24 protein-coding genes and 1 pseudogene are annotated in these 23,847 nt (G+C 63.5%); 17 read left to right on the top strand and 8 right to left on the bottom strand.

Annotated features, from left to right (window positions below; all coding sequences use genetic code 11):
- Positions 1-1,286 precede the first annotated feature (1,286 nt).
- Positions 1,287-1,553 (bottom strand): 30S ribosomal protein S20, encoded by a 267-nt coding sequence (gene rpsT / locus ACP2YP_RS39260; protein WP_426421624.1) that lies wholly within the window; start codon positions 1,551-1,553, stop codon positions 1,287-1,289.
- Positions 1,554-1,941: 388 nt separating this feature from the next.
- Between rpsT and ACP2YP_RS39255 the strand changes: the two genes are divergently transcribed.
- From ACP2YP_RS39255 to ACP2YP_RS39245, 3 genes are all read left to right on the top strand, one after another.
- On the top strand, positions 1,942-2,259 hold the full coding sequence (locus tag ACP2YP_RS39255) for a hypothetical protein (protein ID WP_057754029.1): 318 nt from the start codon (positions 1,942-1,944) through the stop codon (positions 2,257-2,259).
- A gap of 130 nt (positions 2,260-2,389) precedes the next feature.
- The gene (gene msrA, locus ACP2YP_RS39250; protein WP_426426435.1) at positions 2,390-3,046 is read left to right on the top strand and encodes a peptide-methionine (S)-S-oxide reductase MsrA; all 657 of its coding nucleotides are present in this window, start codon (positions 2,390-2,392) and stop codon (positions 3,044-3,046) included.
- A gap of 225 nt (positions 3,047-3,271) precedes the next feature.
- Positions 3,272-4,009: a polysaccharide biosynthesis/export family protein gene (locus ACP2YP_RS39245; protein ID WP_426421623.1), complete on the top strand. Its 738-nt coding sequence runs from the start codon at positions 3,272-3,274 to the stop codon at positions 4,007-4,009.
- 153 nt (positions 4,010-4,162) lie between these two features.
- Here ACP2YP_RS39245 and ACP2YP_RS39240 read toward each other — a convergent pair whose 3' ends face one another.
- The 3 genes from ACP2YP_RS39240 to ACP2YP_RS39230 form a co-directional block, all read right to left on the bottom strand.
- Entirely contained in the window at positions 4,163-4,834 is a 672-nt protein-coding gene (locus ACP2YP_RS39240; protein WP_426421622.1) for a dienelactone hydrolase family protein, read from the bottom strand.
- A gap of 175 nt (positions 4,835-5,009) precedes the next feature.
- Positions 5,010-5,351, bottom strand: a complete 342-nt coding sequence (locus tag ACP2YP_RS39235) for a hypothetical protein (protein WP_426421621.1) — start codon at positions 5,349-5,351, stop codon at positions 5,010-5,012.
- 23 nt (positions 5,352-5,374) lie between these two features.
- Positions 5,375-6,139, bottom strand: coding sequence for an alpha/beta fold hydrolase (locus tag ACP2YP_RS39230; RefSeq protein WP_426421620.1), 765 nt, complete (start codon positions 6,137-6,139; stop codon positions 5,375-5,377).
- 464 nt (positions 6,140-6,603) lie between these two features.
- Here ACP2YP_RS39230 and ACP2YP_RS39225 point away from each other — a divergent pair, with 464 nt between their 5' ends.
- Both ACP2YP_RS39225 and ACP2YP_RS39220 read left to right on the top strand, forming a co-directional pair.
- Complete coding sequence (locus tag ACP2YP_RS39225) at positions 6,604-7,095, top strand: (2Fe-2S)-binding protein (RefSeq protein ID WP_092231998.1); 492 nt, start codon at positions 6,604-6,606, stop codon at positions 7,093-7,095.
- Positions 7,092-9,377: a molybdopterin cofactor-binding domain-containing protein gene (locus tag ACP2YP_RS39220; RefSeq protein WP_426421619.1), complete on the top strand. Its 2,286-nt coding sequence runs from the start codon at positions 7,092-7,094 to the stop codon at positions 9,375-9,377. Before ACP2YP_RS39225 ends, ACP2YP_RS39220 begins: the two co-directional genes overlap by 4 nt.
- A 221-nt stretch (positions 9,378-9,598) precedes the next feature.
- On the opposite strand, the gene ACP2YP_RS39215 is transcribed toward ACP2YP_RS39220, so the two are convergent.
- Positions 9,599-10,699, bottom strand: coding sequence for a Fic family protein (locus ACP2YP_RS39215; RefSeq protein WP_426426434.1), 1,101 nt, complete (start codon positions 10,697-10,699; stop codon positions 9,599-9,601).
- Between the two features lie 261 nt (positions 10,700-10,960).
- On the opposite strand from ACP2YP_RS39215, the gene ACP2YP_RS39210 reads away from it, so the two are divergent.
- Positions 10,961-12,055, top strand: coding sequence for an HD domain-containing phosphohydrolase (locus ACP2YP_RS39210; RefSeq protein WP_426421618.1), 1,095 nt, complete (start codon positions 10,961-10,963; stop codon positions 12,053-12,055).
- Positions 12,056-12,065: 10 nt separating this feature from the next.
- Here ACP2YP_RS39210 and ACP2YP_RS39205 read toward each other — a convergent pair whose 3' ends face one another.
- A complete protein-coding gene (locus tag ACP2YP_RS39205; protein ID WP_426421617.1) occupies positions 12,066-13,646 on the bottom strand; it encodes an AMP-binding protein in 1,581 nt (526 codons plus the stop codon).
- A gap of 151 nt (positions 13,647-13,797) precedes the next feature.
- Between ACP2YP_RS39205 and ACP2YP_RS39200 the strand changes: the two genes are divergently transcribed.
- Both ACP2YP_RS39200 and ACP2YP_RS39195 read left to right on the top strand, forming a co-directional pair.
- A complete protein-coding gene (locus ACP2YP_RS39200) occupies positions 13,798-14,640 on the top strand; it encodes an RnfABCDGE type electron transport complex subunit D (protein WP_426421616.1) in 843 nt (280 codons plus the stop codon).
- A gap of 2 nt (positions 14,641-14,642) precedes the next feature.
- Positions 14,643-15,968, top strand: coding sequence for a DUF2330 domain-containing protein (locus tag ACP2YP_RS39195; RefSeq protein ID WP_426421615.1), 1,326 nt, complete (start codon positions 14,643-14,645; stop codon positions 15,966-15,968).
- Between the two features lie 7 nt (positions 15,969-15,975).
- Here ACP2YP_RS39195 and ACP2YP_RS39190 read toward each other — a convergent pair.
- Positions 15,976-16,379: pseudogene (locus ACP2YP_RS39190) on the bottom strand (VOC family protein).
- A 108-nt stretch (positions 16,380-16,487) separates the two neighbouring features.
- Here ACP2YP_RS39190 and ACP2YP_RS39185 point away from each other — a divergent pair.
- The 4 genes from ACP2YP_RS39185 (at position 16,488) to ACP2YP_RS39170 (ending at position 19,154) form a co-directional block, all read left to right on the top strand.
- Positions 16,488-17,462, top strand: coding sequence for a Bug family tripartite tricarboxylate transporter substrate binding protein (locus ACP2YP_RS39185; RefSeq protein ID WP_426421614.1), 975 nt, complete (start codon positions 16,488-16,490; stop codon positions 17,460-17,462).
- Positions 17,463-17,606: 144 nt separating this feature from the next.
- Positions 17,607-18,059: an ArsR/SmtB family transcription factor gene (locus tag ACP2YP_RS39180; RefSeq protein ID WP_426421613.1), complete on the top strand. Its 453-nt coding sequence runs from the start codon at positions 17,607-17,609 to the stop codon at positions 18,057-18,059.
- Complete coding sequence (locus ACP2YP_RS39175) at positions 18,059-18,403, top strand: SRPBCC family protein (RefSeq protein ID WP_426421612.1); 345 nt, start codon at positions 18,059-18,061, stop codon at positions 18,401-18,403. The genes ACP2YP_RS39180 and ACP2YP_RS39175 overlap by 1 nt, the downstream gene beginning before the upstream one ends.
- Before the next feature lie 16 nt (positions 18,404-18,419).
- The gene (locus ACP2YP_RS39170) at positions 18,420-19,154 is read left to right on the top strand and encodes a DUF899 domain-containing protein (RefSeq protein WP_426421611.1); all 735 of its coding nucleotides are present in this window, start codon (positions 18,420-18,422) and stop codon (positions 19,152-19,154) included.
- Positions 19,155-19,318: 164 nt separating this feature from the next.
- On the opposite strand, the gene ACP2YP_RS39165 is transcribed toward ACP2YP_RS39170, so the two are convergent.
- Positions 19,319-20,569, bottom strand: a complete 1,251-nt coding sequence (locus tag ACP2YP_RS39165) for a S1C family serine protease (protein ID WP_426421610.1) — start codon at positions 20,567-20,569, stop codon at positions 19,319-19,321.
- A 199-nt stretch (positions 20,570-20,768) separates the two neighbouring features.
- On the opposite strand from ACP2YP_RS39165, the gene ACP2YP_RS39160 reads away from it, so the two are divergent.
- The 5 genes from ACP2YP_RS39160 to ACP2YP_RS39140 all read left to right on the top strand — a co-directional run bounded on the left by ACP2YP_RS39160 (position 20,769) and on the right by ACP2YP_RS39140 (position 23,799).
- Positions 20,769-21,386 (top strand): hypothetical protein, encoded by a 618-nt coding sequence (locus ACP2YP_RS39160; RefSeq protein ID WP_426421609.1) that lies wholly within the window; start codon positions 20,769-20,771, stop codon positions 21,384-21,386.
- Positions 21,373-21,747 (top strand): transcriptional regulator, encoded by a 375-nt coding sequence (locus ACP2YP_RS39155; RefSeq protein ID WP_194465100.1) that lies wholly within the window; start codon positions 21,373-21,375, stop codon positions 21,745-21,747. Before ACP2YP_RS39160 ends, ACP2YP_RS39155 begins: the two co-directional genes overlap by 14 nt.
- Before the next feature lie 31 nt (positions 21,748-21,778).
- On the top strand, positions 21,779-22,519 hold the full coding sequence (locus ACP2YP_RS39150; RefSeq protein WP_426421608.1) for a di-trans,poly-cis-decaprenylcistransferase: 741 nt from the start codon (positions 21,779-21,781) through the stop codon (positions 22,517-22,519).
- Between the two features lie 88 nt (positions 22,520-22,607).
- On the top strand, positions 22,608-23,297 hold the full coding sequence (locus ACP2YP_RS39145) for a DNA-3-methyladenine glycosylase I (RefSeq protein WP_426421607.1): 690 nt from the start codon (positions 22,608-22,610) through the stop codon (positions 23,295-23,297).
- A gap of 208 nt (positions 23,298-23,505) precedes the next feature.
- Complete coding sequence (locus tag ACP2YP_RS39140) at positions 23,506-23,799, top strand: hypothetical protein (protein WP_426421606.1); 294 nt, start codon at positions 23,506-23,508, stop codon at positions 23,797-23,799.
- Positions 23,800-23,847: the final 48 nt, after the last annotated feature.

Raw genomic sequence — 23,847 nt, 5'->3', positions numbered from 1 at the left:
CATTTTTGGAAACTTTTCTCGAGAGATAAGGTTGCGTGGTGGGCGCCATGCAGAGTTCCTGCCGTCAGGGTTTCTGCAATGGCGCGACCTCAAACGATTCCATCTGCGGACATAGCTCGGCCGTTCGGCGCGAACGCCGCGGTCAGATCAGCGATGTCAGAGATGGAGGAGTCGCGAGGTCAGCGCGTACTCGGCGCCTCGTCACACGCGGGAGGCTGGAAGTCCGGCAGATCCAGAACGGCATCGTTCGAAAAAGGGATTTGCTTCAATACCGCGTTCAGTCTGTAAGACATGATACCTCCCCGTCCTGCCGTGATTGCTCACGGCAAGTCCTGCGTGTCCTAGAAGACAACTGCGACCAAAGTCGCCGATGTCCCGCCCGTCTGCACTGTTCGTCCGCTCGGCTACGCCATCATGCGTGTCGGAGTAGCTTCATGACGTCCTCATTTGCGCCTGGCGCGAGCGAGATACGAAAAAATCCCGCTTGGAGACATTCAGACAAAGAGCTACCGTTCCCATATTGCTATGGGTTTTGAACCGACAATCGCTTGTTGAAGCGTCGCCTACGTGCACACCGCCGCCGATTTGCACGCTCGCCCCGTTTCCGATACCGCGCTGGTCTCAAGATCGTGGGCGCCGCGAACGACTTAAGGAATACACTAAGCGGAAAGACTCGCAACGAAATTGATTCACACTTGAGGCATCAAAAAACTTGACCAGCGTTAACGCCGCGCACGAGTTGTTCACAGGCTTGAGACCAAGTTTTTGGATTCGTGCACAGATTCGAAAACGCGAGGTGTCATGTGACAACAACTCCTCCACCGCCAAAAATTTTTTACAAAAGCGTCACGCGCGTGGCGTGTGTGCGAATTTTCCAACTGCTTGTCGCTGCTATGTCGATAAGTGATTAGCGAGACATCGCTTTTTGAGTCTCGTTTGGAAGGGTAACCCCGTGGCGAAACATGTTCCCGGAAAACTACGGTGTGCAGAACTCTTCCGCGTGCCAATTCAACTTAAGCGCGCGCCACGGGGGCTTTCGCACCGCAACGAAAGTTTCCGGTGTTGCCAAACATCGGCAGGTAAAACTACGGAACGCAGCATCGCGAACACGACGAAAGTCTCCCAACGGACGATTGGTCGCCCAAAGACCGCAAGCGTGAATTGTGACAGGCAGCAAAAAGCCCGGCGCGAAGCCGGGCTGATTGACGAATGCGCACGCTTCAACCGATCGAATGAGACGATCGGGTCGCGTTGACGAGCTTACTTCGCGAATTTACTTCGCGAATTTACTGGGCGAGCTTGGCGATCTGCGCGGTGAGGCGCGAGACTTTGCGGCTGGCGTTGTTCTTGTGAATGATGTTGCGCTGGGCGGCGCGCATCAGCGCGGGCTCGGCATTGGCCAGCGCCTTGACGGCGGCGGCGCGATCGCCGGTCGCGATGGCTTCCTCGACGTTACGCACGGCACCGCGCATCTGGGTGCGGCGCGACTTGTTGACGGCGGTGCGGCGGGCGATCTTGCGCGTCGCTTTCTTGGCGGAGGTGGTGTTGGCCATGGTCTCAATGTCCTTTGCGGGTACCGGTCGCGTCTTGGTCGGGTAGCGCCGGCAGCTTGACCGCGGAATCGACGCTCGGATTTAGGGTGTTCGGTTGCTGGGCCGTTCCCGGAACATGAGCGATAAGCCTTGCGGCCATCTCTGAGGCTCAAAAGAGCCTGCAACTGCTCAAAGAACAGCGGCGGCAGGATTGCGCCCACCGCCAGTTGGCGCCCTTATAGAGGGGGTCTTTGGCACCGTCAACGCTTTCCGGGCCTGGAAAACAAGACCTCGGCCGGGCCAAGAGGGGCCGTAACGCCCTGATGAGGTTGAATTTCTGCCGTCTCCCGGCTATTGGCTGACGGCGTTTATTGGGGTCGTCCGATCGGATGGCCATAGAGGGTGAGGCATGATCCGCGGCTTTTTCCGACTGATTGGCTTGTTGCTGCTGGCCGGCGGGTTCTTCTTCATGGTCTACGACGGCGCCCGCTGGGTGGCCGACCAGACTCTGCGCTTCACCCGGTTCGGCCAGTTCTGGAACGACATCAACCAGGCCAGCCAGTCCGCATTCCGGACCTGGGTCGAGGCCAAGGCGCCCTGGCTCTGGACCTCGGTGATCCGCCTGGTGCTGGACCAGCCGGTTTTCGCCGTCCTCGGCCTCCTCGGCATTTTGCTGATGATCCTGTTCCGCCCGCGCAAGCCGCTGATCGGGTACTCCCGGGACTGAGCCGCAAACGAGGGCGCTGTAACAAGCCTGCCCCTTGCTGCGTAAAGACCTATATCCCAACCCGATCGCGAGCACGCCGCCTGAGCGCCTGGTTCAGGCGACGGACCGCTCGTTTCCCGGAGATCCGATCATGCTGTTCATGCGCAAGACCACCGCACTGCCGAGCGCTGCTGACGCGCTGCCCGGCCGTGCGCAACCGATTCCGACCGCGAGCATCCATTTCGTCAACGGGGCGAAGCTCGCGCCGCCTTATCCCGCCGGCCTCGAGCAGGCCCTGTTCGGGCTCGGCTGCTTCTGGGGCGCCGAGCGCAAATTCTGGGAGCTCGGCGACGGCATCCATGCGACCGCTGTCGGCTATGCCGGCGGCCATACGCCGAACCCGACCTATGAAGAGACCTGTTCGGGACGCACCGGCCACACCGAAGTGGTGCTGGTCGTGTTCGATCCGAAGAAGATCTCCTACGAGAAGCTCTTGAAGACGTTCTGGGAGAACCACAACCCGACGCAGGGCATGCGCCAGGGCAACGACGTCGGCACGCAGTACAGAAGCGCGATCTACACTTACTCCGACGCGCAGAAGAAAGCGGCCGTCGAGTCGAAGGCGCTCTATCAGAAGGCGCTCGCCGCAAGGGGCCTCGGCGCCATTACCACCGAGATCGCGCCGGCCGGCGAATTCTATTTCGCCGAGCACTATCATCAGCAATATCTGGCGAAGAATCCCGCCGGCTATTGCGGCCTCGGCGGCACCGGCGTGTCGTGCCCCATCGGTGTTGGCGTGAGCGCGTAAGGCTGGCTACGGAAGTTGGTGCACCTCTCCCGCTTGCGGGTGAGGGCTCTGTCCTCTTGGGGAGTGTCCCTTTGCGGAAGCACCCTCTCCCCACCCCTCTCCCGCAAGCGGGAGAGGGAGCGCACCGTGCCCACGGCGCGCATCGTCGCGCCGCATCCCCCTCAACCCTTTATTAACCATAACCGGTGCATCACTGGAGCTGTCTCGTTTTCGGGGATGGCTCCGGTGCCGGTTGCACGCGCGTTTCGATGGTCGATCCTGGCAGCGTCCGCCGCGCTGACCCTGGGCGGCTGCATGCAGACCGCCGGCCCCGTCGCCTACGTGCAGCCCCGTCCCGATCTCGACGCCATGGCCTATGGCCAGCCCTACAGCGCTCCGCAGCCGGTCGTCGTTGCCAACGGCGGCGGCGCCATTGACGCGCTCACCAATTCCTTTGCCTCAGGCCCCGCGCCCGTGCCAATCGCTTATGCTGCGCCGATGGTGGCGGCGCCGGTCCGCTATGACGCCTCCTATCACCTCGATGCCGGCGACAAGCTGCGCGTCGTGATCTATGGCCAGGAAGGTCTCACCAACAGCTACGCCATCGATGCCGGCGGCTCCATCACCATGCCGCTGATCGGCGCGATGCCGGCGCGCGGCCGCACCACCGCAGGGCTCGCCGGTGAAATCGCCGCGCGTCTGCGCAACGGCTACATCCGCGAGCCGTCGGTCGCCGTGGAGATCGAGTCCTACCGCCCGTTCTTCATCCTCGGCGAAGTCGCCGCGCCCGGCCAATACCCTTACGTGCCCAATATGACGGTCGAGAGTGCAGTCGCGATCGCCGGTGGTTTCTCGCCGCGCGCCAAGCGCGACGTTGTGACCGTCACGCATACCGAAGGCGGCGGCGCCATGCGTGCCGTCGTGCCGCTCGGCACGCCCGTCAGCCCCGGCGACACCGTGTTCGTCGGCGAGCGCTGGTTCTAAAACAGCCAAAATTTCTCCTTGTCATTCCGGGGCGCGCGAAGCGCGAGCTATGATGCGCAATTGCGCATCGGAGAATCCATCGCGCCACCAACTCTGCCGCCCGATGGATTCCGGGCATGCACCGCTTCGCGGCGCATCCCGGAATGACGGAGGCTACTTCAAATGCTTCGCGAAAAAATCCAGGCTGCGCGGCCAGGCGATCTCGGAGCTGGTCTTGTCGTAGCTCGGCCGCTCGTCGCAATGGAAGCCGTGTTGGGCGTTCGGATAGATGAAGACCTCGACATCAGGCCGCTTCGCCTTGACGGTCTCGACGTCGGTCAGCGGAATGCCGGCGTCCTTCTCGCCGAAATGCAGCTGCGTCGGCACCTTCGGTTTCTCATCCGCAAAGCGCACGACCGCGCCGCCGTAATAGCCGATCGCGGCGTTCAGGCCGGCGAGCCGCGTCGCGGCGACAAAGGCGATGCTGCCGCCCAGGCAGAAGCCGATGATGCCGACCGGGCCGACGCCCTTCACCGCATCGATCGCAGCCTGGGTGTCGCGCAGCATCGCGTCCCAATCGGGACTGGCGACGAATTTTCGGGCTTCCGCGATCTCATCGGGCGTATAGCCCGATTGGAAGCCCGGCGAAGTGCGGTCGAAGATCGACGGCGCGATGGCGACAAAGCCTTCGCCTGCGAGCCGGTCGCAAACCGAACGGATGTGATGATTGACGCCAAAAATCTCCTGGATCACCACCACCGCGCCCTTCGGGCTGCCAGCGGGGTCAACGCGATAGGCGCCGAGCTGGAAATGATCCGACGCCGTCAGTTTGATGTCTTGTCCCACGCGGGTTGTCCTTCTTGCTTGTCGATCTGAAAGTCGCTTTCGCTCCTCATCCTGAGGAGCGCATCAGGGCGTCTCGAAGGATGAAAGGCCGAGAGGCGAGAGCCGGGCCTTCATCTTTCGAGACGCTCGCTTCGCAAGCTCCTCAGGATGAGGGGAGGCAGTGGCGCTACCGCGCTCACTCCCACATCCAGTTCTCGCCGTAATCCTCCTTCCATCCTGCCAGCCGTCCATGACGGAATTGCAGGAACAGGCGATGGCGGTACGGCACCAATCCACTGCCGCCGATGTCGCGTAGCGCGAGATAGATCTCGCTGCCGGGGCGCCCTTTGACGTATTGCAAGGGCTGTCCGAGGGCGTGCGCGGTCTGCTCCGCATCCATCCCGAACGCCAAAGGCGTGTTGTTCGACAAGGTCTCGACGAAGGGACGGCGCAGCGGCAGCGTGCCGAACGGCTCGGCCTGCGCGCACACTGTCATTGAAAGAAGCGCTGCGCCCGCAGCCAGGATTGCCCGCTTCATTGCCGTGATCCTCATCTCGCCGCCTATCCCGGCAAGTTCTTCAGGAAAGGCACCACGGCGTCAACAAAAGCCTTGGGCTGATCGATGTTGACGGCGTGCCCCGCCGCGGGGATCACGACCTTTTGTGCGCCGGGGATCTTGGCCGCCATGTAGTCGGACGCGGCCAGGAACGGCGTGTCGTCGGCGCCGACCACGATCAGCGACGGCACCTTGATGTCGGTCAGCAGCTCCATTACTTTGGCGTCGCGCTGGGTCAGCATGCCGCGCGCGGCCAGCGCCAGTCCCTTGGCATCGCGATGGCTGGCGGTGGCGCGCTCGCGCGTCGCCGCCTTCAGCAGGTCGAGGCCTTCACGATCGAGCTTGTCGGCGGTGGCGCGCGCGCGCGCGTTCCAGGCCTCGCGTGCGTCATCCTTCTTGAAGCCGGGGCCGGTGTCGATGATCAGCAGCGCCCGCGTGCGCGCTGGATGGGCACGATAGAACGCCAGCGACATGTAGCCGCCGAGCGACAGCCCGCCGATGATGGCGCGCTTGGCGCCGACCGCATCGAGGATCGCGGCGATGTCGCCGACGGTCAGCGCTTCGCTGTAGGCTTTGGGCTCGTCGGGATAATCAGACTGGCCGTGGCCGCGCATGTCCCACAGCACAAGCTTGTGGTCCTTCGCGAGCGCGTCGACCTGACCGTGCCACATCGCCGAGGTCGAGGAATAGCCGTGGGTGAGCAGCAGCGGCGGCCCGTCGCCGTGGACCTCGTAATAAATTCCGACGCCATCCCGATCGATCCTTGGCATTCCACCCACCCTTGTTTGTTTCCCTCTCCCCTTGTGGGAGAGGGTGGCTCGCCGCGATAGCGGCGAGACGGGTGAGGGGTATCTCTCCGCAAGTGAAGCTCGCAGTGAGTTCGCGGATGGATACCCCTCATCCGGCGCTTCGCGCCACCTTCTCCCACAAGGGGAGAAGGGGCGTCCGCATCGATTGCTGCACTCTAGCTCGGCAAGTTACCTGCAAGAAACTGCCTTGCCGCAATGGCATGCATGCCTAACGTGTTGCTTGTTGTGTCCAGTCGCTAGCGTCAGCGCTGTTGTCGCAACGCACAACAATCAGATGCCGAGATAGTTCGATCGATTCCAAATTGCATTTGCCTCCGTGCACGAACGCGATCATTCTTCGCGCAAGGCGGCCGCCGGCCCGGTGGGCGTCCGCTACACAAGTTGCCGCCGTAAGCGGCTTCATGCACCGGCAGGGGAAGACGCCTATGCCAACGCTCACCATCAACGGGCGGAGTATGTCCGTGGATGCGGCAAACGACACGCCGCTCCTTTGGGCCATCCGCGAACAATTGCAGATGACCGGCACGAAATTCGGCTGCGGTGCCGGCCTGTGCGGTGCCTGCACCGTGCACGTCAACGGCGAAGCCGTGCGGTCGTGCCAGACCATGGTCGGCGACGTCGCCGGCAAGAAGATCACCACCATCGAAGGCCTGTCCGCCAAGGGTGATCACCCCTTGCAGAAGGCATGGATTGCCGAGCAGGTGCCGCAATGCGGCTACTGCCAGTCCGGGCAGATCATGCAAGCGGCTTCGCTGCTGGCGAAGAATGCCAATCCGACCAAGGAAGAGGTCGTGGCGCATATGGACGGCAATCTCTGCCGTTGCATGACCTACTCGCGGATCCAGAAGGCAATCATGCGTGCCGCCACCGAGATGCGCACCGCATCCGCCGCCGGCAACGAGCGGAGGCCCACATGAATCAGCACATGAAAAACGTCACACCCGAGACGACCGATCTCAGCCGCCGCTCCTTCCTGGTCGGCACCGCCGCCACCGGCCTCGTGCTCGGCTATGCCGGCGTGCCCGGTGTCAGCGAAGCGCTCGCTGCGGCGCCCGCTAATTTCGAGCCGAGCGTCTGGTACGCGATCTCGCCGGATGGCCTGGTCACCGTGACCTGCGGCAAAGCCGACATGGGCCAGCACATTGCCTCCACCATGGCGCAGATCGTCTGCGAGGAGCTGGGCGCGAAGTGGAGCGACATGCGGGTCAACCTCGCCTCCAATGATCCGAAATTCAACGACCCCGTGCTGGGGGCGCAGATCACCGGCGGCAGCTGGTCGACCATGATGAACTTTGACGCGATGAGCCGGGCGGGCGCCGCCGGACGCATGGCGTTGACGGAAGGTGCGGCTGCGGCCATGGCCGTGCCGGCCGGCGAGCTCGTGGTGCGCGACTCCATGATCTCGCATCCGAAGTCGAAGAAGCAGATGTCGTTCGCCGATGTCGTGAAGAGCGGCAAGGCGACGAAGACCTTCACGCCCGACGAGCTGAAGGCGATCAAGCTGAAGACGCCGGATCAATACACCATGATCGGCGTGTCGGTGCCGCAGCTCGACATCCCCTCCAAGACCAACGGAACGGCCAAATACGGCATCGACGTGATGATTCCCGGCATGGCCTATGGCGCGGTGGTGACGCCGCCGGTGCGCTACGGCGCTACCGTGAAATCGGTCGACGACAGCGATGCGAAGAAGGTGCCGGGCTTCATCAAGGCCGTCACCCTCGACGACAAGACCCAGACGACGACGGGCTGGGTGGTTGCGGTCGCCAACACCTACGCCAACGCCAAGAAGGCGGCGGCAGCGCTGAAGGTCAGCTATGACGGCGGTCCGAATGCGAAGGTGTCGAGCCAGTCGCTGCTCGACGAAGCCAAACGGCTGCAAGGGCTCGACGATTCCGGCCAGTTCTTCGTCAAGGACGGCGATCCCTCAGCCGCGTTCGGCACGGCGGCCAAGGTGCTGGAGGCGGAGTACACCACCAGCATCAACATCCACGCGCCGATGGAGCCGATGAACGCCACCGCGGAGTTCAAGGGCGACATCCTGCACATCTATTCCGGCAACCAGTTCGCGACGCGCTCCGGCGCCATCGCTGCAGGCGCGGCCGGGATCGATCCGAAATTCGTGGTGATGCACCAGATGTGGCTCGGCGGCGGCTTCGGCCGCAGGTTAGATGCCGACATGATGGTGCCGGCCGTGCAGGCGGCCAAGGCCGTGGGCAAGCCGGTGAAGGTGATCTATACGCGCGAGAACGACATGACGATGGATTTCTCGCGCCCGCTCACCTACCAGAAAGTGAAGGCCGGCGTGGACGGCGCCGGCAAGCTCGTCGCGCTCAGCCACGACGTGGTCTCGGCTTGGCCGACGCAGCGCTGGGGAATTCCTGATTTCCTGTCGCCCTCGGTCGACAAGAAGGGGCCGCTTGATGCCTTCACGGTGAACGGATCGGACTTCTTCTACACCGTGCCCAACCATCACGTACGGGCGATCAAGAACGAGATGGCGCACAACGCCACCCCGTCAGGTCAGCTCCGGTCGGTGGCGCCGGGTTGGACCTTCTGGGCGGTCGAAAGCATGATCGACGAGATCGCGGTCGCGACCGGCAAGGATCCGGCGCAATACCGCATCTCGCTGCTCGACGGCGCCGGCAAGAACGACGGTGGCGCGCAGCGGCTGCGCAACACGCTGCTCGCGGCGATGGGCCTTGCCGGCTACGGCACCAAGAAACTCCCCAAGGGAGAAGGCATGGGCGTGGCCTGCGTGTCGTCGCAGGAACGTGCGACCGCAAGCTGGACCGCTTGCGTCGCGCATGTCGCCGTGGCGCCGTCGGGCGAGGTGACCGTGAAGAAGCTCACGGTCGCGACCGATGTCGGCACGCAGGTGCATCCCGACAACATCCGTGCCCAGGTCGAGGGCGCGGCGTTGTGGGGCCTGTCGCTGGCCTTGTACGAGAAGGCGACGCTGAAGGACGGTGGCATCGAACAGACCAATTTCGATGGCTACACGCCCTTGCGCATGAGCCAGATGCCGGAGGTCGCGGTCGCCGTGATCGCCAATGGCGAGAAGGCCACCGGCGTCGGCGAGCCCGCGGTGACGGTGGTGGCGCCTGCCATCGGCAACGCCATCTTCAACGCCTCCGGCGCCCGCGTCCGGGCGCTGCCGATCACGGCCGAAGCCGTGAAGGGGGCGATGAAGGCGTAAGCTGGTCTAACACTGGATGAGATCATCCGCCGGAGGGCAACCTCCGGCGGATTTGTTTTTGGGTCCTCCATCCCCTCGCGAACCGTTATGCCCGGGCTTGTCCCGGGCATCCACGTTCTTCGTGTCCGCCGCTAAGGCCGTGGATGGCCGGGACGAGCCCGGCCACGACGATGTGGAAACACCGTGCGCAAACCTTACCACTTGCAATAGACCCGCGAAGACTACGGTACCAGCGAATAGCTCGTACTGCGGCCGCCGGCGGCGTCCTTTTGCAGGATGCCTTTGTCGATCAGGTCTTCGATGTCGCGCGCAGCGGTCGCTTGCGAAATTTTGACGATCTTTGCCCATTTGGACGACGTAAGCTTTCCTTCGAAGCCATCGAGCAGGCGGTTCAGCATGCGTCGCTGGCGATCGTTGAGAGAGCTCGCGCCGTGGCGCTCCCAGAACCTCGCCTTGTGCAGCACGTTGCCGATGATCAGCTCGGCGCCGTCGAATGCGCGATCGAGACAGTCGAGGAACCATTGCAGCCAGTCGGTGATGTCCAGCGTGCCACGCTGGGTTTTTTCGAGGATGCCGTAATAGGCGTTTCGCTCTTTCCGGATTTGGTCTGACATGCTGTAGAAGCGCTGCGTGCTTTGCTCCGAACGTGCCAACGCCAGATCAGCGATCGCGCGCGCAATACGGCCGTTGCCGTCCTCGAACGGATGGATGGTCACGAACCAGACATGCGCAATCGCGGCCTTGATCACGGGGTCTGAGTCCCGATCGGTGTTGAACCAGTCAAGGAATGCGCTCATCTCATTGTCGAGCCGCTTGGCAGCCGGCGCTTCAAAATAAATGTGCTCGCGGCCGACCGGGCCGGAGACAACCTGCATGGCCCCCGATTGTTCGGTGCGCCATCCGCCGACAACAATCTTCAATATGTCGCTCCGGCCTGTCGGGAAGAGCGCGGCATGCCAGCCGAACAAGCGCTCGGCGGTGACGGGTTGATCGTAATTCTGGGTGGCGTCGAGCGTCATGTCGACGGTGCCCTCGACGTTTCTGTCGGCAGGTGCGAACGCGCCGATATCGATGCCGAGCCGACGTGCGATCGATGACCGGACTTGATTGCGATCGAGGATCTCATCTTCGATCTCGCTGGATTTGACGACATCCTCGGTGAGCGCCTGGAGCGAAGCCTCGGCCTTCAATTTGAAACCGAGATTTTCCATCCGTCCGAGCAGGCGGCCCTGCTTGTGACGCACCTCGGCCAGTCGCGCCGCGAGCTTGTCCGCGCGCCACTGAAACCTGGGCCAGTCGGGTCTGTCGTGGATATAGGTCATTTTCTCTGCACAATGTGAAGAGAATATAGGGCCTATTCTCGTCACGTCTAGGTTATTCTCGTCATTTTCTGACGGGAACGGGGTGACCCGGCTACTGTGCATGGGGTTGTTTTCGACATCTTCGTCGGGACCGCCGGCCCGACAAAATCGCTCAAATTGTACCCGCATCTGCAGGGTTCCATTGAGCACGCCTCTTAAGGGCCGGAGAACCCGATCCGGCTTAGGCTGACGCCAATACAGTCCCATGCCTTTGGGGAAGCCATGAACGCGCCAGCCAAATCCGCCGCCAAACGCCGGCTTCTGCTCGCCTCCGACCGGAGCGATGCGAGCAACGAGCTCGCCAGCATTTTGAAGGCGGTCGGCGAGGTCTCGACGGTGACGACGCAGGGAATCCCCGAGCAGCCATCGCGCGATCTTTCCGGCCTCGTGGTCGACATCAACCTGCGCTCGCCCGAAAGCGTGCAGCGGGTGCGCAACAAATTGCGCGGCGATGCCTATCGCGCAATGCCGCGGCTGTTCGTGCTGGCCGACGCTCTGCATCACGGCAGCATGCAGGCCTGGGCGCTCGGGGCCACCGACACCATCTCGCGACCGCTACAGCCCGACGCGATCCTGCAGCGCATCCGCGCCGCGTTTCCGGACACCGCGACCTATGACGCGACCGATCGCGGCAAGACGCTCAACCGCGGCGTCGAGGCGGCGCATGCGGTGCTGAAGAAGATGTTCGAGAAGCTGCCGCTCGGCGTGCCCTTGACGTTCGACGACGTCATCGCCGCCGAGAGCAAGATCCTGAAAGCGATCAAGCATTCCTCGCTGCGCGAATGGCTCACCACGGTGGGCTGCCACCATGTCGGCAGCTATCGCCACTGCCTGTTCGTCACCGGCTTTGCGGTTTCCTTCGCACAGCATCTCGGCATGCGCGAGGACGACCAGCGCCGGCTGACCCGTGCCGCCCTGCTGCACGATGTCGGCAAGGCCTTCGTTCCCTCCGTGCTGCTCGACAAGCCCGGCAAGCTCAGCGACGAGGAGACGGCCGAAGTCCGCCAGCATCCGCGCCGCGGCTATGACGCGCTCGCAGCGCAAGGCGGCTTCCCGCCGGAGATGCTAGATGTCGTGCTGCATCACCACGAATTCCTCGACGGCAGCGGCTATCCGAACGGGCTGTCCTCGAACCAGATCAGCGACATCGTGCGGCTGACGACCATCGTCGACATCTACGCCGCCCTGGTTGAGAAGCGCGCCTACCGCATGCCCTTCACCCACTCGCGTGCCTTCACGATGATGGAAGGCATGGGCGGCAAGCTGGACCAGCAGCTGTTGCAGGCGTTCCGCCCGGTGGCGCTGGGATCGTTCTGATCCGGCGCCGCTACCCGACCATCTTCCGCAGCTCCGCCTTCGCCACCTTCTCCAGGGTCGAGCGCGGCATGTCGTCGACAAGCCTGATCTCGTGCGGCACCTTGAAGTCGGCAAGACCCCTGCGGCAGGCCGCCATCACGCTGTCCTGAAGATCCGGCGCCGCGCCCGCGACACCGCCATGCGGGATAATGAAGACGACCGGCACCTCGTCCAGCATCGGATGCTTCTTCGCCACCACCGCGGCTTCGCGCACGCCGGGGACCACGGCGATCACCTGCTCGATCTCGGAGGCCGCGACGTTCTCGCCGCCGACCTTCAGCATGTCCTTGGCGCGGTCGCCGAACTTGATGAAGCCGTTCTCCAGCAGCGTGACGCGATCGCCGGTGATGAAGAAGCCGTGCTCGTCAAAGCTCTCGCGCGTCGCCGTCTCGTTGTGCAGATATTCGGCGAACAGCGACAGGCCGGGGATGCCCTTGATCGCGAGATTGCCGGTGTCGCCGACCGCGGTCGGCCGTCCGTCATCGTCGGTGATGCGGATCTGATATTCCGGTGCGGCACGGCCTATCGACATCGGGATGTTGGGCTGATCGACCTCGCCGACGATGCCGTGCGTGATCGTCTCGGTCATGCCCCACCAGCCGGTGATCTTGACGCCGAACGCGGCAAACGCCGGCGGCTCGTTCACCGCCGTGCCCCACAGGCGGAATTTGTGATCCCTGGGGATCTCCTGCTCGAGCAGCGCCTTCATGCAGAACGGAATGGTCGAGGTCCAGGTCGAGCCGTGCTCGCGCGCGACGCCCCAGAATCGGCTCGCGGAGAAGCGCGGCTGGATCACGCAGGTGGCGCCAACCCACAGCGTCGCCAGCATGGAATAGGCCAGCGCATTGGTGTGGAACAGCGGCAGATAGGTCTGGTGCACGTCGCTGGCGTGCAGGTCCTCATGCGCGGCATTGATCTTGGCGCCCCACAGCGCGTTGGCGTGAGTCCAGAGCACCGCCTTCGGCCGTGAGGTCGTGCCCGACGTATACTGCACGCTGCACGACGCGAGCGGATCGGTCGCGCGCTTCGGCCGGTCCGCGCTGTCGGCGAAAAGTGACTCGAAGCTGTCGCCGCGCGAAACGGCTTGCGCAGGCGCTGCACCCGCATCGTGCGAGGTCACCGCCATCCAGCGAATGTTGCGGCAGTTTTGGGCGACAACCTCGGCATAGGCCGGCTGCGTGATCGCGGCGACCGCGCCGCAATGATTGGCGAAATATTCGATCTCCGCCGGCGCCGAGCGCGTGTTGGTGGTGACAGCGATGGCCCCCAACTCGACGCAGGCAAACCAGGCCAGCAGCGCCTCGATGCAATTGTCGAGATGAATGAGCACGTACTCGCCCGGCTTCACGCCGCGCTTGGCGAGCCCCGCCGCGAGCGCACCGACGCGGTCATGAAACTCGGCATAGCTCCAATGCCGCGCCGGCGCCTCGAACGGCGCCCAGATCAGGAATGGATGATCACGGCGCACCTCCGCGCGCATCCTCAGCAGCCACGGCACGTCGAGCCCCTCGAACGGGCCCACGATACCGGCGGCGCCTTGTGAATACGGCATATGTCCTCCCGTGCAGCCTGCTTGTCGTCCGCGGCCGCTCTCATTGGTCTCGCCACCTTTCTGCCATCGGAATGGCCGCCGATCAAACGCGGCCGACCGTATTGGTGTCGCAATTTGAGGGAACCCTCCCGCTCCGGAAGCGGGAGCGGCGATGAACAAGTCGGCGTTGAAGGTTGGATGGGGCGGCTGGCTGCCGCGCATTCCGGATCCGCGCTATTTCCAGATCGCGGCGCTGGCATCGCTGCTTGCCCTCAATTTCGTCCTGGTCGATTTCGGCGCGCGACCTCTGCCGACGCTCGCTGCGGTCGGCGGCGCGGTCCTGACCCAGCTCCTGTGTGCGAGGCTCGCCGGCCTTCCGGAATTCGATCTGCGCTCGCCGCTCATCACCGGCTTGTCGTTGAGCCTGCTGTTGCGCGCCGACGCGATCTGGCTGCATGCGGCCGCAGCAATCATTGCTATTGGTTCGAAGTTCGTCATTCGTCACAATGGCAAGCATGTCTTCAACCCCGCGGGATTTGCCATCGTCGTCCTGCTGCTCGTGGCCTCCAGCCATGTCTGGATCTCGCCGGGGCAGTGGGGCACGGAGATCTGGTTCGCAGCGCTGACCGGCTTCTTCGCCATCCTGGTGCTGAGCGCGTCGCGTCGCGCCGACATCGCCATTTTCTTCTTCGCAAGCCATGCCGTCCTGCTGCTGGCGCGCGCGTTCTGGCTGGGTGATTCCGTGGCGATCCCGCTGCATCAATTGCAGAGCGGCTCGCTTCTGATCTTCACTTTCTTCATGATCTCGGACCCGCGCACCACGCCGGATTCGATGTCGGGCCGCTTCCTGTTCGCATTCGTGGTGGCGGCGTGCGCCCATTATCTCGCCTTCTTCATGCAGTTGCGGCCGGCGCTCTATGTCGCGCTCATCGCGCTCTCGCCGGCGATCATCCTGCTTGACCGCATGATCCCCGCAGCCCAATTCCGCTGGAAACAGTCCCCTCAAGGAGCCTGACGATGAGCCGCATGACGAAGCAGTCGCTGAAATGTTCGGTGGCCGCACTGGCCATTCTGGCCCAGCTCGCAAGCGGCCCCGCGCAGGCCTTCTGCGGATTCTACGTTGCGCAGGCCGACGCCAAGCTGTTCAACAAATCGTCCAAGGTCATCCTCGCCCGCGACGGCGACCAGACCGCCATCACCATGGCCAGCGACTACGAGGGCGACGTCAAGGAATTTGCCGTCGTCATTCCGGTGCCGACCTTCATCGAGCGCAAGCAGATCGGCGTGGTCGATCCGAAGACGGTCGATCATCTCGATCGCTACACCGCCCCGCGTCTCGTCGAGTATCACGACCCCGATCCCTGCAATCCGCCGCAGACGATGGCCGTGTTGGCGATGGCGGGCGGGGGCGGGATGTCGCCGGTCAACTACGCCATGCGCAGTCGCGCCCAAGGCGTCACCATCGAGGCCAGCTACGATGTCGGCGAATATGACGTGCTGATCCTGTCCGCAAAGGAGAGCACAGGCCTGGTCGAATGGCTCGTCGACAACAAGTACCGGATTCCCGACGGCGCAGAGGCCGTGCTCGGCAGCTACATCAAGCAGGGGATGCGGTTCTTCGTCGCCAAGGTCAATGTCGAGCGCATGAAGGGTATCGGCAACGGCTATCTGCGTCCGTTGCAGGTCCGCTACCAGAGCGCAAAATTCATGGTCCCGTTGCGGCTCGGCACGGTCAACGCCAGGGGACCGCAGGACCTCATCATCTACGCGCTGACCAGGAAGGGGCGCGTCGAGAGTGCCAATTATCGCAACGTGAAGATTCCCTCGGACGTGGACGTGCCGCTCTACGTCAAGGATCAGTTCGGCCCGTTCTACAAGGCGGTGTTCGACAAGGCCGTCGCCCGGGATGGGATGACGGCCGTGTTCGTCGAATACGCCTGGGATATGGGCTGGTGCGATCCCTGTGCGGCGGATCCGCTCAGCAGCAAGGAGCTGGTCGAGACGGGGGCGCGCTGGCTCGAGAGCAACGACGATACGCCATACCGGGCGCCGCGCGGTTCGAACGCCTATGTGACGCGGCTGCATGTCCGCTACGACGCGGCGACCTTCCCGGAAGACATCGCCTTTCTCGAAACCGCCGACCGAACCAACTTCCAGGGCCGCTACGTGATGAACCATCCCTGGCGCGGCGATGCCGCCTGCGCGGCGGCGGATGCCTATCGCAAGCTGTTGCCGGGGCGCTTTGCCGCCCAGGCCAAGAACCTCGAGAATGTCACGGGCTGGCCCCATGGCCAGATCGCGGCGCAGATGGAGAGGACCGGGCAGCCGCTCGAGGGCAAGTGAGGTTGCCTCAATCCTCGTACGACGAAATCTCGATCAGGCTGCCATCCGGATCCCGGCAATAGACCGAGCGCAACGTGCTGCGGGCGCCCTGCCTGGGACCCGGGCCTTCCTCGATCGCGACGCCTGCAAATGCGCCATCACCTCATCGGGCGTGGCGGAGGTGAGGAAGCACAGATCCTCGCTGCCGGCGGTTGGATGGTCCGCGGTGAACCACTCCACCTTGTCGGCGTCGCGCGGCCGGACGTTGATCTTCTGGTTACCAAATTGAAGCGACGTCCGCGGCGCTTTGCCGCCGCCGGGGTCGAACACCTTGACTTCCATGCCGAGGATCTTGCGATACCACTCGGCGGTTATCGCGACGTCGGCGACGTTGATCACGAGGTGATCGAGGGCGTGAACCCTAACCGGCATGCCTTATCCTTTCGTCGCCAAGATCGTTGTGCACTTTCCGCGCGTGGCGGGCTTTGTTACAACGCCGCGGACGCCACTATCAAGAACAACACTGGGAGAACCCTTGAGATGATCACTCGCCGTACCGCGCTGGGCCTGCTCGCCGCCACCCCGCTTGCAGCCAGTCCGCTGTCGAAGGCTTTTGCAGCGGATTATCCGTCTCGGCCGGTGAAATTCGTGGTCGGTTTTCCGCCGGGCGGCGCCACCGACATCCTGGCGCGGCTGATCGGCCAGCTGCTGTCGGAGCGGCTCGGCCAGCAATTCATCATCGAGAACAAGCCAGGCGCCGGCAACAATATCGGCACCGAATCCGTCGTGAACGCGGAGCCCGACGGCTACACCGTGTTGCTGGTCAATCCGGCGAACTACATCAACGCCACGCTCTACGCCAATCTCAAGTTCAACTTCGTCCGCGACATCGCGCCAATCGCCGCGTTCCAGCGCGTGCCGAACGTGATGACTGTAAACAAGGACGTGCCGGCCAAGACCGTCGCCGAGTTCATCGAGTACGTGAAGGCCAACCCCGGCAAGGTGAACATGGCCTCCTCCGGCAACGGCACCTCTGTGCATCTGTCCGGCGAAATGTTCATGGCGATGACCGGCTGCAAGATGCAGCACGTGCCCTATCGTGGCGCGGCACCGGCGATCACCGACATGCTCGGCGGCCAGGTGCAGGTGATCTTCGACAACATGCCCTCGATCATCCAGCACATCCGCTCCGGCTCGCTTCGCGCGCTCGGCGTCACCACGGCACAGCGCTCGCCGCAGCTGCCGGACGTGCCTACGATCGGAGAGACAGTGAAGGATTACGAGGCGAGTGCGCTCTTCGGCATGGGCGCGCCGAAGAACATGCCCAAGGACATGATCGCCAAGCTCAACAACGAGATCAACACGCTCATGAAGGAGCCCGACATGACCAAGCGCCTGGTCGAGCTCGGCGGCGATCCGCTGGTGCTGACGCCGGAGGCGTTCGGCCAGGAGATCGAGGCCGAGACCGCCAAGTGGAAGAAGGTCGTCGAGTTCGCCGGCCTCAAGGTCGAGTAGCAGTCTCGTGACCGACCGGACATGGAGCCCCGCCGGAAGGCGGGGCTTTTTTCTTGCGCGGTCTGTCGCCAAGAGCCTTGGGTAGCGAGTTCGTCGTGCGGGTTCCCGCTTGACGGGATGGCGCTTGCGGCTATACTAAACCTTATGGTTAAGTATCAAGACGAGACGCTCGATCGGACCTTTGCGGCGCTGTCCGATCCGACACGGCGCGCGCTGCTCGCGCGTCTCGGCGAGCAGAATAGCCTGTCGGTGAGCGAGCTGGCGGCGCCGTTCTCGATCTCGCTGCCAGCGATCATGAAGCATCTTGACGTGCTCACAGACGCCGGTCTGATCGTGCGAGAGAAGACCGGACGGACGGTCTCTTGCCAGCTCACCGCGCAGCCGATGGAGCAGGCGATGAACTGGCTCAATCGCTACGCGCAATTCTGGTCCGAGAGTTTTGACCGCCTTGCAGCCTTTGTGGAGGACAAACCATGGTCAACGCAGCCGCCAACACCGCCGAACGCGCAACCGAAGGTCCAAGCCTCACACTCACGCGCCGGCTCCGCGCGCGGCCGGAAAAGGTCTTCGCCGCCTGGACGCAAGCCGAGCAGCTAGTGCAATGGTTCGGGCCGCCGAACATGAAGCCGGCAACGCTGAATGCCGAGCTCGATGTTCGCTCCGGTGGCCGCTACCGCATCTCCTTTACCCGCGACGACGGCGAATATTTCGAGGCGGGCGGCATCTATCGCGAAGTCGTGCCGAACGAGCGGTTGGTCTTCACCTGGGCCTGGCATTCGACGCAGGAGCGCGAATCGCTGGTGACGATCACGCTGAATCCGGACAGTGCCGGCACGCTGATGATCTTTCATCACGCCCAGTTCTTCGACGAGACCGCGCGCGACAATCATCAGCGTGGCTGGAGCTCGTTCTTCGACAAGCTCGACACTTTTGTCGCCTAACCGCAAGGAGGACATCATGCAGCAACATCAGATCGTCTCGCGCGAGCAATGGGTCGCCGCCCGCAAAGCCCATCTGGCGCATGAGAAGGAGTTGAGCCATGCCCGCGAACGCCTTGCCGAGGAGCGCCGCGCATTGCCATGGGTGAAGGTTGACAAGAGTTATGTGTTCGATGGCCCGAACGGCAAGGTCACGCTCGGCGATCTCTTCAAGGGCCGCCCGCAGCTCGTGGTCCAGCACGTGATGTTCGCGCCCGACTGGGAGGCCGCCTGCAAGAGCTGCTCGTTCTGGGCCGATGGTTTTGAGCGCATGGTGCCGCATTTGGCGGCGCGTGACACCACCATGGTCGCGATTTCGCTGGCGCCCGTCGAAAAGCTCGAGGCGTTCAAGCAGCGCATGGGCTGGAGCTTTGACTGGGTGTCTTCAGGCCACAACGACTTCAACTATGATTACGAGGTCTCGTTCACGCGCGAGCAGATCGACCAGGGCGTCCCGAAATATAATTTCGGCACTACGCCGTTCTATGGCCCGGAGCTGCCGGGCATCAGCGTGTTCTATCGCAACGAGGCCGGCGAAATCTTTCACACCTATTCCTGCTTCGCCCGCGGCCTCGACATGATGAACGCCGCCTATCAATATCTCGACCTCACCCCGCTCGGCCGACATGAGGAAGGGCTGCCCTATCCGATGGACTGGGTCCGCCTGCGCGACCAATACGAGCCGCAGGCGAAGGGCGCGTGCTGCCACGGGTGAGGGGCCCTGAATCTACACGAACGGTGTCATCGCCCGCGAAGGCGGGCGATCCAGTATTCCAGAGACAGCGAGGGGTACGGAGAAGCCGCGGCGTACTGGATTCCCCGCTTTCGCGGGGGAATGACAGCGGAGACTGACGCCCCAGCGGCCCTTCCGTTTCGCCACTACCTCTTCGCGTCGGCTTGCTCCGTCCCGTTACACGATATCAGCATCGTGTAGGCGCGGGCGTTGCCGGCGATGTCGGTGGTCTTGAGCTCGGCCTTCGGCTCGGCCGTCTGGTACGGCACAACCGAATTGTCGAGGAAGTCGCGCAGGGCGCCGGTCTTGATCGCGAAGTTGATGTTTTCGGGGATGCTGCCGGTTGCCACGGCGACTCGTAATCCATCGAGCTTTCCAGTGACGACGCCGACGATCTGTCCTGTCGTGTCGAACAGCGGGCCGCCGCTATTGCCGGGCTGCACCGGCGCACTGATTTGCAGGAAGCGCGAATCGTTGCGCATGCCGCTGAGCGAGCTCACAATGCCCGTCGTCACGGTAAAGTCCGAAGTCAGCAGCCCGTGGAAAGGGAAGCCGATCGCGACGACGGAATCGCCGGAGCGGATCGAGCGGTCGCGGATTCGCGCAAACTCCTTGAATGTCGCCGTCGACGGCGCCTGCAAAAGGGCGAGATCGTTGTTCGCGTCGCTCGACACGACGCGCAACACCATCGCGGCCTCGCCGGTGAGATTACCCTTGAGCTCGCTGCATCCCTCGATCACATGGTTGTTGGTCACGATGTGTCCGTTGGGGCTGACCACGAAGCCAGTGCCAAAGCCACTCTTGGCGCCTTTGCCGGATTTGGCGGCAGGCGGTGAGCCTTGCTTGTCCGTCACGGCTGCCGGTTTCGCCGTCGCCTTGGTGAAATCGCCGGCCTTGTTGAGCCCGTCGGCTTTGACTTTGATGACGCAATTGGCCAATGCCGCGATCACGGGGCCGGTCGACGTCAAGTCGAAATTCAGGACGGTGCGGCCGGCCGTTGCGACCATCAGGCTCGACTTCTGAAACGTCCGCACGACGTTGGCCGGCATGACGGATGTGAGCATGTTCGGCTGATTGGCCGTGGCAAACAACCTAGCCTGCTCCTGTCCGTCGAAAATGACGTCGATCGCGGCGTTCTCGCCCTTGCTGAAGCGGTAGCCGGGACTTGCGAAGCTCAGCAACCACGAGCCGGCAGCATTCTGCGCGACGACGAGAATTACGCCGTTGGCGTAGGGCGCGGTCGCGGCGCAATGGGAGAAGGCACCCGTCTCATCATTGCTGAAGGCGCCGCCGATCCAGTTGCCGACATTGACCGTACCGAACGGTCCCGCCGCATTCGCTGCTCCGGCAAGACCCACTTGCAAAAGAGACGCAACGACAAATGACTTAAGCCACATATCTTTCCCCCGCACGCTTTTGGGTGCATCCTATCTGCGCGAGCAGGTGTTGCGCAACCGGCAGTTGCTTGTTCGGTTCGTATCTCCCGCCGGCGACATTTCGGCTTGCGTTTACTTTGTAGCGCGGTATGCTTTGCACTACAAAGTGACCGGGTGAGCCGGTCCGCGAACCGGGTGGAGCGGAGTTTTGGCGTTGCCGATGCGCGATCTCGACAAGGCGCTGGCCGACATCGTGGCGATCCGCAGCCAGATTGCGGCCGGCACAGCGTTCCGCGGCTACGGTCCGGCGACAATGGCTGCGACCGGCGCGGTCGCGCTTGTCACCGCAATCCTGCAATTCTGGCTGCTCGGCGATCCCACAAGCGAGCCGCTGGGCTTCTTTTTCGGCTGGTTCGTTGCGGCTGCGCTGTCCGGCCTGATCATCTGGATCGAGATGCGCGCGCGTTCGCACCGTCATCATTCGGGCCTTGCCGACGCCATGATTCACCAGGCGGTCGAGCAGTTCCTGCCCGCGGGCGTCGCCGGAATCCTGCTCGCGGTGGTGATGTGGAAGTTCGCCTCCGAGACGCTGTGGCTGCTGCCGGGGCTGTGGCAGATCCTGGTGTCGCTCGGCATTTTCGCGTCCGTCCGCTCGCTGCCGCGCAGCGTGGCGTTCGCAGGGGCTTGGTACTTCATCTCGGGTTTTGCGGTGGTGGTGCTGGCGAGCCGGACTCACATGCTATCGCCTTGGACCATGGGCCTGCCTTTCGTGATCGGCCAGTCGGTGATGGCGGCCATTCTGTATGTCGCGTCCGGAGAGAATGATGTCGAAGACTGACAGCGCGCCTTTCTCCTATGAAGGGCTCGACCGTGTGATCCACGAGAAGGCAAGGCTCGGGCTTCTGACCTCGCTGATGGCGCACCCGAAGGGGCTTGCCTTCGCCGATCTCAAGCAGCTCTGCGGTCTTACCGACGGCAATCTCAGTCGGCACCTCGCCGTGCTCCAGGAGGCCGGCCTGGTCGAGGTGACCAAGGGCTATGAGGGCAATCGCCCGCACACCACCTGCCGTCTGACCAAGACCGGCCGCCGCCGCTTCCTCGACTATCTCGCCGTGCTCGAGCGGCTGGTGCGCGATGCCGCCAAGGCCGCCGGCCGCGAGGCACCGCCGCTTGGCCGCCTCGGCATTCTCCCGACCTGATCGTCCCCCCTTTTTGACTGGAGACTTTGCGATGCAAAGTGACGTCACGTCCCACAACGAGAAGCTTCATGTCGGCATCATCATGGACGGCAACGGACGATGGGCGACGCGGCGCGGCCTGTCGCGCGTGCGCGGTCACGAGGCCGGCGTCGAAGCGATCCGCCGCATCGTCGAGACCGCGCCCAAGCAGGGCATCGGCACGCTGACCCTGTATGCGTTCTCGACCGACAATTGGCGCCGGCCGAAGGCCGAGGTCGTCGCGCTGATGACGCTGCTGCGCTTCTATCTCGCCAATGAGGTGCAGAGCCTGGTGAAGAACGGCGTGCGGCTCAACGTGATCGGCCGTCGCGACCGATTGCCGGACGGCATCGCCGCCGCCATCGCACGCGCGGAGGCGGCCACTGCACGCGGCACCGCGCTGCATCTGCGCATCGCCGTCGACTATTCCGCGCGCGACGCCATTCTCAATGCCGCGGCGAAAGCGGCGGCGCTGACCAGCCTCACCCGCGAAGCCTTCTCCCAACTGGTCACCGGCGAGGTCGGCTTGCGCGACGTCGATCTCATTATCCGTACGTCGGGCGAAAAGCGGCTGTCGGACTTCCTGCTCTGGGAAGGCGCCTATGCCGAGCTGCATTTCACCGAGCGGATGTGGCCGGAATTCGATGCGGGCGATCTCGCCACGGCGCTCGCCTCCTTCCATGGCCGCGAGCGTCGCTTCGGAGGCCTTCAGGCCATTATGCCGGAGGAGGTGCCTTCACTCTCGCGGGCGTGACGCGCGGCAGGGGCGCAAGGCGTCGCAGGGCTGGACCGGATCGCCGAATTCTGATGTCGTGGAGCACCCCTTAATCGCGGGTGATCGCATGACCTCCTTCAAGACCATTCGTGCCCGTGCCGAGAAGCGCAAGGGCGGGCCCAAGGCGCTCGACAAGCTGATGCCTGACAAGCCCGACCTGAAGGGGCTCGCAAAACTCGGCGACGATCGCATCCTCGCGGAGATGACCAGGCGGGTGTTTTGCGCGGGCTTTGCCTGGAGCGTGATCGATGCGAAATGGGATGGCTTTGAAGACGCCTTCCTGCACTTCCAGCCGGCCAAGCTCAGCTTCCAGCCCGAAGATTATTGGGAAGCCCTGCTGCGCGATGCGCGGATCGTGCGCAATGGCGCCAAGATCATGTCGGTGCGCGACAATGCCGCCTTCGTGCAGGAGATCGCGAAGGAGCACGGCAGCTTCGGTAAGTTTCTGGCGAAATGGCCGCCGTCCAACGAGATCGGTTTGCTCGATCTGCTGACGAAGCGCGGCTCCCGGCTGGGCGGCAACACCGGCCAGATGCTGCTGCGCTTCGTCGGCTGGGACGGTTTCGTCACGTCGAAGGATGTCGTCGCCTGCCTGCGCGATGCCGGCCTCGACATCGCTGAAGAGGCCAAGTCGAAGGGCGATCTCGCCAAGGTGCAGGCTCAGTTCAACGCCTGGGCCGAGGAGACGGGGCTGCCGTACACCTATCTGTCACGCATCTGCGCGCTCTCGGTTGGCGATATCAGGAGTGAGCATTAGCTCACGAGAAATCGTGGACATGGTGTGGCGATCTCGCGCCGTCGGCGCGGCAGATGCAACGCGCGATCACGAAATGCATTTTGCAGGAACATTTGTGCGCAGCACCCGTTCGGGAGTTTGAGCCAGGCGATACAGGGGCAGGGAACACGCGCTCCGGCCAAAAACTTGGTTCAAGCCATGAAACCGACATGACAGAACGGAGCAGCTCATGAAGCTCACATCCGAACAGGTGAAGCAGACCGTCAACCAGCTCGGCGCCCAGGTGCTGCCCGATGAGCATCCCGCCATGCCCCAGCTCAACAGCATGTTCGGCGAGCACACCTTCTTCGTCGACGAGATGGGATTGAAAGTCCTCGAGCCGACCCCGTCGCTTGGCGCCGAGCGCGAGACCGGGGAAGTCGTCAGCCTCGCCGACTGGAGCGATGCGGATCTGACGCGCTTGACGGCGCACGAGCCCGAGCCGACCGGCGTGATCGTGGTGTTCGAGCATGTCAGGCATTGAGATCGCGAGGACGGGGGCCGCGTGCGGCCCCCGTCCGGAGAAGAATGA

Source organism: Bradyrhizobium genosp. A, assembly GCF_049949275.1.
Lineage (GTDB): Bacteria > Pseudomonadota > Alphaproteobacteria > Rhizobiales > Xanthobacteraceae > Bradyrhizobium.
The sequence above is the reverse complement of the archived record's forward strand: the minus strand, read 5'-3'. Positions and strand labels throughout refer to the sequence as shown.

Excerpts from the sequence above, each read along its gene's own strand:
- rpsT (WP_426421624.1), bottom strand. The coding sequence starts at position 1,553 with ATGGCCAACACCACCTCCGCCAAGAAAGCGACGCGCAAGATCGCCCGC.
- ACP2YP_RS39255 (WP_057754029.1), top strand. The coding sequence starts at position 1,942 with ATGATCCGCGGCTTTTTCCGACTGATTGGCTTGTTGCTGCTGGCCGGC.
- msrA (WP_426426435.1), top strand. The coding sequence starts at position 2,390 with ATGCTGTTCATGCGCAAGACCACCGCACTGCCGAGCGCTGCTGACGCG.
- ACP2YP_RS39235 (WP_426421621.1), bottom strand. The coding sequence starts at position 5,351 with ATGAAGCGGGCAATCCTGGCTGCGGGCGCAGCGCTTCTTTCAATGACA.
- ACP2YP_RS39230 (WP_426421620.1), bottom strand. The coding sequence starts at position 6,139 with ATGCCAAGGATCGATCGGGATGGCGTCGGAATTTATTACGAGGTCCAC.
- ACP2YP_RS39225 (WP_092231998.1), top strand. The coding sequence starts at position 6,604 with ATGCCAACGCTCACCATCAACGGGCGGAGTATGTCCGTGGATGCGGCA.
- ACP2YP_RS39220 (WP_426421619.1), top strand. The coding sequence starts at position 7,092 with ATGAATCAGCACATGAAAAACGTCACACCCGAGACGACCGATCTCAGC.
- ACP2YP_RS39215 (WP_426426434.1), bottom strand. The coding sequence starts at position 10,699 with ATGACCTATATCCACGACAGACCCGACTGGCCCAGGTTTCAGTGGCGC.
- ACP2YP_RS39210 (WP_426421618.1), top strand. The coding sequence starts at position 10,961 with ATGAACGCGCCAGCCAAATCCGCCGCCAAACGCCGGCTTCTGCTCGCC.
- ACP2YP_RS39205 (WP_426421617.1), bottom strand. The coding sequence starts at position 13,646 with ATGCCGTATTCACAAGGCGCCGCCGGTATCGTGGGCCCGTTCGAGGGG.
- ACP2YP_RS39200 (WP_426421616.1), top strand. The coding sequence starts at position 13,798 with ATGAACAAGTCGGCGTTGAAGGTTGGATGGGGCGGCTGGCTGCCGCGC.
- ACP2YP_RS39195 (WP_426421615.1), top strand. The coding sequence starts at position 14,643 with ATGAGCCGCATGACGAAGCAGTCGCTGAAATGTTCGGTGGCCGCACTG.
- ACP2YP_RS39185 (WP_426421614.1), top strand. The coding sequence starts at position 16,488 with ATGATCACTCGCCGTACCGCGCTGGGCCTGCTCGCCGCCACCCCGCTT.
- ACP2YP_RS39180 (WP_426421613.1), top strand. The coding sequence starts at position 17,607 with ATGGTTAAGTATCAAGACGAGACGCTCGATCGGACCTTTGCGGCGCTG.
- ACP2YP_RS39170 (WP_426421611.1), top strand. The coding sequence starts at position 18,420 with ATGCAGCAACATCAGATCGTCTCGCGCGAGCAATGGGTCGCCGCCCGC.
- ACP2YP_RS39165 (WP_426421610.1), bottom strand. The coding sequence starts at position 20,569 with ATGTGGCTTAAGTCATTTGTCGTTGCGTCTCTTTTGCAAGTGGGTCTT.
- ACP2YP_RS39160 (WP_426421609.1), top strand. The coding sequence starts at position 20,769 with ATGCGCGATCTCGACAAGGCGCTGGCCGACATCGTGGCGATCCGCAGC.
- ACP2YP_RS39155 (WP_194465100.1), top strand. The coding sequence starts at position 21,373 with ATGTCGAAGACTGACAGCGCGCCTTTCTCCTATGAAGGGCTCGACCGT.
- ACP2YP_RS39150 (WP_426421608.1), top strand. The coding sequence starts at position 21,779 with ATGCAAAGTGACGTCACGTCCCACAACGAGAAGCTTCATGTCGGCATC.
- ACP2YP_RS39145 (WP_426421607.1), top strand. The coding sequence starts at position 22,608 with ATGACCTCCTTCAAGACCATTCGTGCCCGTGCCGAGAAGCGCAAGGGC.
- ACP2YP_RS39140 (WP_426421606.1), top strand. The coding sequence starts at position 23,506 with ATGAAGCTCACATCCGAACAGGTGAAGCAGACCGTCAACCAGCTCGGC.